The 8278-nt window shown below is 69.0% G+C and carries 10 protein-coding genes; 5 read left to right on the top strand and 5 right to left on the bottom strand.

The features are described from left to right. Positions 1-998 (bottom strand): redox-regulated ATPase YchF (gene ychF / locus STRTUCAR8_RS22750; RefSeq protein ID WP_006378269.1); only part of this gene is annotated, 998 nt, incomplete at its 3' end. Positions 999-1175: 177 nt separating this feature from the next. Between ychF and STRTUCAR8_RS22745 the strand changes: the two genes are divergently transcribed. Beyond that, on the top strand, positions 1176-1745 hold the full coding sequence (locus STRTUCAR8_RS22745; RefSeq protein WP_044472691.1) for a DUF6542 domain-containing protein: 570 nt from the start codon (positions 1176-1178) through the stop codon (positions 1743-1745). Positions 1746-1784: 39 nt separating this feature from the next. On the opposite strand, the gene ppgK is transcribed toward STRTUCAR8_RS22745, so the two are convergent. Together ppgK and STRTUCAR8_RS22735 are read right to left on the bottom strand one after the other, a co-directional pair. Continuing rightward, entirely contained in the window at positions 1785-2531 is a 747-nt protein-coding gene (ppgK, locus tag STRTUCAR8_RS22740) for a polyphosphate--glucose phosphotransferase (protein ID WP_006378270.1), read from the bottom strand. 29 nt (positions 2532-2560) lie between these two features. Then, complete coding sequence (locus STRTUCAR8_RS22735) at positions 2561-3589, bottom strand: 4-hydroxy-3-methylbut-2-enyl diphosphate reductase (RefSeq protein ID WP_006378265.1); 1029 nt, start codon at positions 3587-3589, stop codon at positions 2561-2563. 94 nt (positions 3590-3683) lie between these two features. Between STRTUCAR8_RS22735 and xseA the strand changes: the two genes are divergently transcribed. The 3 genes from xseA to STRTUCAR8_RS22720 all read left to right on the top strand — a co-directional run bounded on the left by xseA (position 3684) and on the right by STRTUCAR8_RS22720 (position 5912). After that, positions 3684-4910 (top strand): exodeoxyribonuclease VII large subunit, encoded by a 1227-nt coding sequence (gene xseA / locus STRTUCAR8_RS22730; protein WP_006378267.1) that lies wholly within the window; start codon positions 3684-3686, stop codon positions 4908-4910. Positions 4911-4919: 9 nt separating this feature from the next. After that, positions 4920-5180, top strand: coding sequence for an exodeoxyribonuclease VII small subunit (locus STRTUCAR8_RS22725; protein ID WP_006378268.1), 261 nt, complete (start codon positions 4920-4922; stop codon positions 5178-5180). 141 nt (positions 5181-5321) lie between these two features. Next, positions 5322-5912, top strand: coding sequence for a malonic semialdehyde reductase (locus STRTUCAR8_RS22720; RefSeq protein ID WP_006378271.1), 591 nt, complete (start codon positions 5322-5324; stop codon positions 5910-5912). An 85-nt stretch (positions 5913-5997) separates the two neighbouring features. Here the strand turns inward: STRTUCAR8_RS22720 and STRTUCAR8_RS22715 are convergent, their stop codons facing one another. Next, a complete protein-coding gene (locus STRTUCAR8_RS22715) occupies positions 5998-6528 on the bottom strand; it encodes a DUF4245 domain-containing protein (protein WP_006378274.1) in 531 nt (176 codons plus the stop codon). A 128-nt stretch (positions 6529-6656) separates the two neighbouring features. Between STRTUCAR8_RS22715 and glpX the strand changes: the two genes are divergently transcribed. After that, positions 6657-7691: a class II fructose-bisphosphatase gene (gene glpX, locus STRTUCAR8_RS22710; RefSeq protein ID WP_006378266.1), complete on the top strand. Its 1035-nt coding sequence runs from the start codon at positions 6657-6659 to the stop codon at positions 7689-7691. 225 nt (positions 7692-7916) lie between these two features. On the opposite strand, the gene STRTUCAR8_RS22705 is transcribed toward glpX, so the two are convergent. Continuing rightward, positions 7917-8278 (bottom strand): WhiB family transcriptional regulator (locus STRTUCAR8_RS22705; RefSeq protein WP_006378273.1); only part of this gene is annotated, 362 nt, incomplete at its 5' end.

The raw sequence follows: 8278 nt of genomic DNA, 5'->3' as shown, positions 1-8278 counted from the left end.
GCGACCGAGCCCATCTCCACCAGGTCCTCGAAGGAGATGACTCCGCCTTGATGAAGCCCTTTCTGGAAGTCGGTGTGGATGACTCCGGCGGCCTCGGGGGCGGTGGCGCCCTTCTTGATGGTCCAGGCGCGGGATTCCTTGGGGCCGGCCGTCAGGTAGGTCTGCAGGCCCAGGGTGTCGAAGCCGACTCGGGCCAGGGTGGCCATGCCGGGCTCCTCGACGCCGACCGACTCCAGGAGCTCCATCGCCTCCTCCTCGTCGAGCTCGGCGAGGTCCGCCTCCAGCTTGGCGTTGAGGAAGATCGCCTCGGCGGGGGCGACCAGGGCGCGCTGCTCGGCCTTGAAGGCCTCGTCGACCAGTTCGTCCTCGTCGACGTTGAAGACGTAGAGGAAGGGCTTGGTGGTGAGGAGGTGCAGGTCGTGGAGGAGTTCCTCGTTGCCGGAGCCCTGGACGATGCCCGCGGAGAACAGGGTGTCGCCCTTCTCCAGGATCTCCTTCGCCGCCTCGACCGCGGCGACCTTCGGACCGATGTCCTTCTTGATGCGCGACTCCCGCTGGAGGCGCGGCAGGACCTTCTCGATCGTCTGGAGGTCCGCGAGGATCAGCTCGGTGTTGATCGTCTCGATGTCGTCCTTCGGCGAGACCTTGCCGTCGACGTGTACGACGTTCTCGTCCTGGAAGGCGCGGATGACCTGGCAGATCGCGTCCGACTCACGGATGTTCGCGAGGAACTTGTTGCCCAGACCCTCGCCCTCCGAGGCCCCCTTCACGATGCCCGCGATGTCGACGAAGTCGACGGTCGCCGGAAGGATCTTCTGGGAGGAGAAGATCTCGGCCAGTTTCGTCAGGCGCGCGTCCGGGACGCCGACCACGCCGACGTTCGGTTCGATCGTGGCGAACGGGTAGTTGGCCGCCAGCACGTCGTTCTTGGTCAGGGCGTTGAACATGGTCGACTTGCCGACATTCGGCAGGCCGACGATTCCGATCGTGAGCGACACGTTGCGACTTCCCGTACGAGAGGAGGGTGAGGAGGGTGGAGACGATCCCTCAGTCTACGGGCTGACGTAACCGCCGCCCGGCGCCCTGTCGAACGCTTGGACAAGGTCTGTCCGAGAGTCTCCCTGTCGGCGTGTCTGAGGGGCTGTTCCGTGTACGGGCCGACCTAGGTTGGTCCAGTGGAGCAACACAGGATCCGACACCGTCCCCCGAACTCCGGCCCCGCCCGGCCCGGCCGAGGCGCCTCGGCGGCCCCGCGCGGCGGCCGTGCCGGCGGGCAGGCGGCGGCCGGATCCCGGCGTCCCCCGGCCGGCGTCCGGCGGTCCTCCCCGCCGGTCGTGCAGGCCCTGCGCCGGATGCCGAACCCCCGGCTCACAGGGCTCGGCGGCGGGCTGTTCTGTGCCGCGGTGATGTTCGCGCTCGGCTGTCTCGACCAGTTGCTGTTCGGGTCGTCCCTGACGGTGTACGGAGTGCTGTTCCTGCCGGTGTGCGCGCTGACGGCGGCCTGGATTCGGGGCGCCGACCTGGTGATCGCCCCCGTTGTCGTACCCATCGCCTTCACCGTGGGCCTGCTGCCCGTGGCCGACGGCGACGGCGGGCTCTTCTCCCACCTGATGGGCATCGTCACCGCGCTCGCCACCGAGGCCGGCTGGCTGTACGGGGGGACGCTCGTCGCGGGTGTCATCGCGACCGTACGGAAGATCCGGCTGATGAACCGGCGGCCGGGACGGACCCGTACGCCGGTGTGATCCGCCCCCGCCCCCTCGGTCCTCCGCTTACGACTCCTTCTACGACTCCTTGGCCGCCCGCATCGCCGCGCCCACGATCCCCGCGTTGTTCTGGAGCTGCGCCGGGACGATCTCCGCCCTGATGCCCTCGATCAGCGGCAGGAACTTCTGCGACTTGCGGCTGACGCCGCCGCCGATGATGAACAGCTCGGGGGAGAACAGCATCTCCACATGGGCCAGGTACTTCTGGACACGGTGGGCCCAGTGCTCCCACGTCAGCTCGTGGTCCTCCTTGGCCTTGGTGGACGCGCGGGTCTCCGCGTCGTGGCCGTGCAGTTCCAGGTGGCCCAGTTCCGTGTTCGGGACCAGGACGCCCTCGACGAAGAGGGCGCTGCCGATGCCCGTACCGAAGGTGAGAAGGGCGACCGTGCCTCTGCGGTCGCGGCCCGCGCCGAACTGCATCTCGGCGACGCCCGCCGCGTCCGCGTCGTTCAGCACCGTCACCGGGAGGCCGCCCAGGCGGTCGCTCAGCAACGCGCGCGCGTCCGTGTCGATCCAGTTCTTGTCGACGTTCGCCGCCGTACGGATCGTCGAGCCGCCCGTGACCACGCCCGGGAAGGTGATGCCGACCGGGCCCGTCCACCCGAAGTGGTCGACGACCTCCTTCACCCCGTCCGCCACCGCGTCGGGGGTGGCCGGGTGCGGGGTCAGCACCTTGAAGCGCTCCTCCGCGAGGTCGCCCTTGTCCAGGTCCACAGGGGCGCCCTTGATCCCTGACCCACCGATGTCCACGCCGAAGATGTGCATGGCTCTACGTTACGGCGTACGACTGACAGTCACTCACCCGAGGGGGTGCTTGCGGACGTCACGCCCGTGCGCCGGGCCACCAGCTCCGCCGCCTCCGCCCGCAGGTCGCGGCGCAGCTCCTTCGGCAGCGAGAACGTGATGGACTCCTCGGCCGCCTTGACGAGCTCCACGTCCTCGAAGCCACGCTGCGACAGCCACTCCAGGACCTGCTCGACCAGGATCTCGGGGACCGACGCGCCCGAGGTGACGCCGACCGTGGACACGCCGTCCAGCCAGGCCTCGTCGATCTCGTCGGCGAAGTCCACGAGGTACGCCTCGCGGGAGCCGGCGAGCTTCGCGACCTCGACCAGCCGGACCGAGTTCGAGGAGTTCTTGGAGCCGACGACGATCACCAGCTCCGCCTCCTCGCCCATCTGCTTCACCGCGAGCTGACGGTTCTGGGTGGCGTAGCAGATGTCGTCGCTGGGCGGGGAGATGAGCTGCGGGAACTTCTCCTTGAGGGCGTCGACGGTCTCCATCGTCTCGTCCACGGAGAGGGTGGTCTGGGACAGCCAGACGACCCTCGACTCGTCGCGGACCTCGACCTTGGCGACGTCCTTCGGTCCGTCGACCAGGGTGATGTGGTCGGGGGCCTCGCCGGAGGTGCCGATGACCTCCTCGTGGCCCTCGTGACCGATCAGGAGGATGTCGTAGTCCTCGCTCGCGAAGCGGACGGCTTCCTTGTGGACCTTGGTGACGAGGGGGCAGGTCGCGTCGATGGTCGCGAGCTTGCCGGCGGCGGCCTCGTCGTGGACGACGGGGGCGACACCGTGCGCGGAGAACATGACGATGGACCCCTCGGGGACCTCCGCCGTGCGCTCGACGAAGATCGCACCCTTCTTCTCGAGCGTCTGTACGACGTATTTGTTGTGCACGATCTCGTGCCGGACGTAGATGGGGGCCCCGTACTGTTCGAGGGCCTTCTCGACGGCGATCACGGCGCGGTCCACGCCCGCGCAGTAGCCCCGGGGGGCGGCGAGCAGGACACGGCGGCCAGGCGAAGCGGTCATGGGAACCATCGTAAGGCCGCACTCGGTGCGGCAACGATTGTGTGGATTTCGCCGCCGGAGATGCGGGCCGGTCGTTGTCAGTCCCGGCCGTTAGTCTCGCGGTATGGGTCTCAATACGTCCGCTGACGCTCCGCTGCCTGTCGGTGAGGTGTCGCGGCTCATCGGAAGGTGGATCGACCGGCTCGGCGCCGTGTGGGTCGAGGGGCAGATCACCCAGTTGTCGCGGCGGCCGGGCGCCGGCGTGGTGTTTCTGACGTTGCGTGACCCCTCGCACGACATCTCCATCGCCGTGACCTGCTACCGGCAGGTGTTCGACACCATCGCCGACGTGGTGAGCGAAGGGGCCCGTGTCGTCGTACTCGCCAAGCCCGAGTGGTACGCGCCGCGGGGGCAGTTGTCGCTGCGGGCCACCGAGATACGGCCGGTCGGGGTAGGGGAACTGCTCGTCCGGCTGGAGCAGTTGAAGAAGGCTCTGGGCAACGAGGGGCTGTTCGCCGCCGACCGGAAGAAGGCGCTGCCCTTTCTGCCCCACCTCGTCGGGCTCGTGTGCGGGCGCGCCTCCGCCGCCGAGCGGGACGTCCTGGAGAACGCCCGCCGACGCTGGCCCGCCGTCCGTTTCGAGGTGCGCAACGTCGCCGTGCAGGGTGTGCACGCCGTCCCGCAGGTCGTCCAGGCCGTGAAGGAGCTGGACGATCTCGACGAGGTGGACGTGATCGTGGTGGCCCGCGGTGGCGGGAGCGTGGAGGATCTGCTGCCCTTCTCCGACGAGCAGCTCGTACGGGCGGTCGCCGCCTGTCGTACGCCCGTCGTGTCCGCCATCGGGCACGAACCCGACCATCCTCTCCTCGACTACGTGGCGGATCTGCGGGCGTCCACTCCCACCGACGCCGCCAAGAAGGTCGTACCTGACGTGGGCGAGGAGTACGAGCGGGTGCGGTTGCTGCTCGATCGGGCCCGGCGGTCCGTCCACGCGTTCGTCGAGCGGGAGGAGCGCGGGCTCGCGCACGCCCTCGCCCGGCCCGCCATGGAGGATCCGCACCGGATGATCGACGAACGGGCCGACCACGTCGCCTCCCTCGCCGAGCGGGCGCGGCGCACCCTCGGTCATCTCCTGGACCGCGCCGATTCCGAGCTGTCGCACACCCACGCGCGCGTGGTGGGCCTCTCCCCCGCCGCGACCCTGCGGCGGGGGTACGCGGTGCTGCAGCAGGCCGACGGGCACGTGGTCCGGGATCCGGGTGAGGTGACGGCCGACGAGACGTTGCGGGCCCGGGTCGCCGAGGGCGAGTTCACTGTTCGAGTCGATGTTGCCGATGTTGTCGATGTTTAGGGTGTGCCCATGACCAGCAACGTGAGTGAGGCGCTCGGCTACGAGCAGGCGCGGGACGAGCTGATCGACGTCGTACGGCGGCTGGAGGTGGGCGGTACGACGCTGGAGGAGTCCCTCGCCCTCTGGGAGCGCGGCGAGGAGCTGGCCAAGGTGTGCCGTCAGTGGCTGGAGGGGGCGCGCAAGCGGCTCGACGCGGCCCTGGCCGAGGGATCGTCGGCGGGGGACGGCGAAGAGGACGGCTCTGCCTCCGGAGTCGGCGGCTCGGAGTGACCTGATGGTGGTCCCGTCTCGTCTTCTGTGAAGAGGATCACCATCCACCGGTCTTTTGTTGAACTTTGAACTTCTTCTTTGTACTGTCGATGTCGTCAGCCGATCCCACCGGATCCGACGCACGTCTACAGAAGGTCTGCCATGTCTCTCGCTCTTGACCCCGCCGCCCAGGACCTCCTGTTCCGCGAGGCCCGTACCGCGAACACGTTCACCGACGAGCCGGTGTCGGACGAGCAGATGCAGGCGATCTACGACCTGGTCAAGTACGGCCCGACCGCGTTCAACCAGACCCCGCTGCGCATCACCCTGGTCCGCTCCGCCGAGGCCCGCGAGCGCCTCGTGCAGCACATGGCGGAGGGCAACCAGGCGAAGACCCGCACGGCACCGCTGGTCGCGATCCTCTCCGCGGACAACGAGTTCCACGAGGAGCTGCCGACCCTCCTCCCGGCCTTCCCCCAGGCCAAGGACCTCTTCTTCAGCGAGCGTTCCGCCCGTGAGGGTGCCGCCGGTCTCAATGCCGCCCTGCAGGCCGCGTACTTCATCATCGGCGTGCGTGCCGCCGGCCTCGCCGCCGGCCCGATGACCGGTCTGGACTTCGCGGGCGTCCAGAAGGAGTTCCTCGACGGCGACCACACCCCGCTGATGGTCGTCAACATCGGCAAGCCGGGCGCCGACGCCTGGTACCCGCGCTCCCCCCGTCTGGCGTACGACGAGGTCATCACCACCGTCTGACGCTGACGCACGAGGCACAAGCGACGCGTTCACGACTGAGGCCCCCGGCTCGAGCCGGGGGCCTCAGTCATGCTCACCTGCCCTGCTACGTGGTCTTCAGGGCCTGGGCCATCTTCGTCAGGCGGTCGAACGGCGCCGTGCCCGCCACCACCGTGGTGGAACCCTTCTCGCGCAGCACCAGCGCGTCGTACTTCTCGCCCTCGTACCGCGTCCATGTCGCGTCACCGATGCGCTGGGTGACCTTTGTCTCCTTGGCCTTCTGGGTGGCTTCGTCGATGAAGACGGTCGGCTTCTGAGCGGACTGCTCCACCGCCACGTACTCACCCTCGGAGTCGTGGAAACCCAGGTGCCACGCGTCGAAGTCCTCGCCGGAGAAACGCACCGACGTCGCCTTCCAGTCGGCCGGCAGGCCCTGGGGCGCGGCCACCGGATAGCTCGCCGCGCGGCGAGCCGTCAGCAACTCGACGCGGTAGTCGACCCTTTTGAGGTCGGGAGCGGAGTCGTCGTGCGGGATGAAGAGATAGATCACTCCCGCCGCGAGACTGATGAGGCCCAGGGAAAGAATCATGTCCCGGGCCGACTTCTGCTTGCCGGTCTTGCCGTTCGAACCTGCCACGCTCCCCATCGTCGCAGGTGCACCCGCCCGCTCATCCGTGGGGCCCCCTGCTCATTTTGTCTGCCTGGAGATAGAGTCGGGACCCACACCCTCGTCCGGCCGTCGCCGTATCAGAAAGGTGCGTCTCGATGACCGAGCATCATCATCTGCCGTCCGAACTCGAAGTCCCCTCCGAGGCTCCCGACCGCAACCTCGCCCTGGAACTCGTCCGGGTGACCGAGGCCGCCGCGATGGCGGCGGGCCGCTGGGTCGGCCGCGGTGACAAGAACGGTGCCGATGGTGCCGCGGTGCGCGCCATGCGGACCCTCGTTTCGACCGTCTCGATGAACGGCGTCGTCGTCATCGGAGAGGGCGAGAAGGACGAGGCGCCCATGCTCTTCAACGGAGAGCAGGTCGGCGACGGGACCGGGCCCGAGTGCGACATCGCCGTCGACCCGATCGACGGTACGACCCTGACCGCAAACGGCATGACGAACGCCATCGCGGTCCTCGCGGCGGCCGACCGCGGATCGATGTTCGACCCGTCGGCCGTGTTCTACATGGACAAGCTGGTCACCGGGCCGGACGCCGCCGACTTCGTCGACATCAACGCGCCCGTGTCCGTGAACATCCGCCGGGTCGCCAAGGCCAAGCGGGTCACGCCCGAGGACGTCACCGTCGTCATCCTCGACCGGCCGCGCCACGTCGGCATCATCAAGGAGATCCGGGAGACCGGCGCTCGTATGAAGCTGATCTCCGACGGCGATGTCGCCGGTTCGATCCTCGCCCTGCGCGAGGGCACCGGCGTCGATCTGCTGCTGGGCATCGGCGGTACGCCCGAGGGCATCATCTCGGCCTGTGCCGTGAAGTGCCTCGGCGGCACCATCCAGGGCAAGCTGTGGCCGAAGGACGACCAGGAACGGCAGCGGGCGGTGGACGCGGGGCACGATCTCGACCGCGTGCTGCTGACCGACGACCTGGTCTCCGGCGAGAACGTGTTCTTCGTCGCGACCGGGATCACCGACGGCGAGTTGCTGCGTGGGGTTCGTTATCGGTCGGAGACGGCGACGACGGAGTCGATCGTGATGCGGTCGAAGTCGGGGACGGTGCGGCAGATCTCGTCCGAGCACCGGCTCAGCAAGCTGCGGGCTTACAGCGCGATCGACTTCGACCGGGCCAAGTAGTTCCCGCGGTCGGCTGCGAGTCCGTTCAGGCGCGGACCACGGGCGACCGCGGGTCGGTGGAGGCTGGTCGCGCAGTTCCCCGCACCCCTTACGGGGGCGCCCTCGTGGACGGTCTCCAGCAGGCTCGCGCCTGATTCCCGTGCCTCGAAGGCCATACGGAAGCAGGGGGTGCCCTCTGTGCGGAGGGGCGCCCCCTGTTTCGCCGGCCGGCGTGGCCGAGTCGGGTCAGCCCGCTGCGGCTATCGGACCGCGGGCGGCCTTGTTGAGTTCCATTTCGCGGCGGCGGCGCCTGGCCAGGACCACGCGGCGTTCGGCGGCGGTGAGGCCGCCCCAGACGCCGTACGGCTCGGGTTGCAGCAGCGCGTGTTCCCGGCACTCGACCATGACCGGACAGCCACCGCACACCCGCTTGGCCGCCTGTTCCCGGGAGAGCCGGGCCGCGGTCGGTTCCTTGGACGGTGCGAAGAAGAGACCCGCCTCGTCGCGCCGGCACACCGCCTCGGTGTGCCACGGGGCGTCCTGGTCCCTTTCTCGCACTGGCACCCGCTGGGGCGGAACGGCAGCGACCTGCAGGGACGAATGCGGCG

The organism is Streptomyces turgidiscabies Car8 (genome assembly GCF_000331005.1).
Classification (GTDB): Bacteria; Actinomycetota; Actinomycetes; order Streptomycetales; family Streptomycetaceae; genus Streptomyces; species Streptomyces turgidiscabies.
Note: the sequence above shows the minus strand (reverse complement) of the source record. Positions and strands in the feature narration are given on the sequence as shown.

What these genes read in the sequence shown, in the direction of transcription:
- ppgK (WP_006378270.1), bottom strand. Translation starts at nt 2,531, where the DNA reads ATGCACATCTTCGGCGTGGACATCGGTGGGTCAGGGATCAAGGGCGCC.
- STRTUCAR8_RS22735 (WP_006378265.1), bottom strand. Translation starts at nt 3,589, where the DNA reads ATGGTTCCCATGACCGCTTCGCCTGGCCGCCGTGTCCTGCTCGCCGCC.
- xseA (WP_006378267.1), top strand. Translation starts at nt 3,684, where the DNA reads ATGGGTCTCAATACGTCCGCTGACGCTCCGCTGCCTGTCGGTGAGGTG.
- STRTUCAR8_RS22725 (WP_006378268.1), top strand. Translation starts at nt 4,920, where the DNA reads ATGACCAGCAACGTGAGTGAGGCGCTCGGCTACGAGCAGGCGCGGGAC.
- STRTUCAR8_RS22720 (WP_006378271.1), top strand. Translation starts at nt 5,322, where the DNA reads ATGTCTCTCGCTCTTGACCCCGCCGCCCAGGACCTCCTGTTCCGCGAG.
- glpX (WP_006378266.1), top strand. Translation starts at nt 6,657, where the DNA reads ATGACCGAGCATCATCATCTGCCGTCCGAACTCGAAGTCCCCTCCGAG.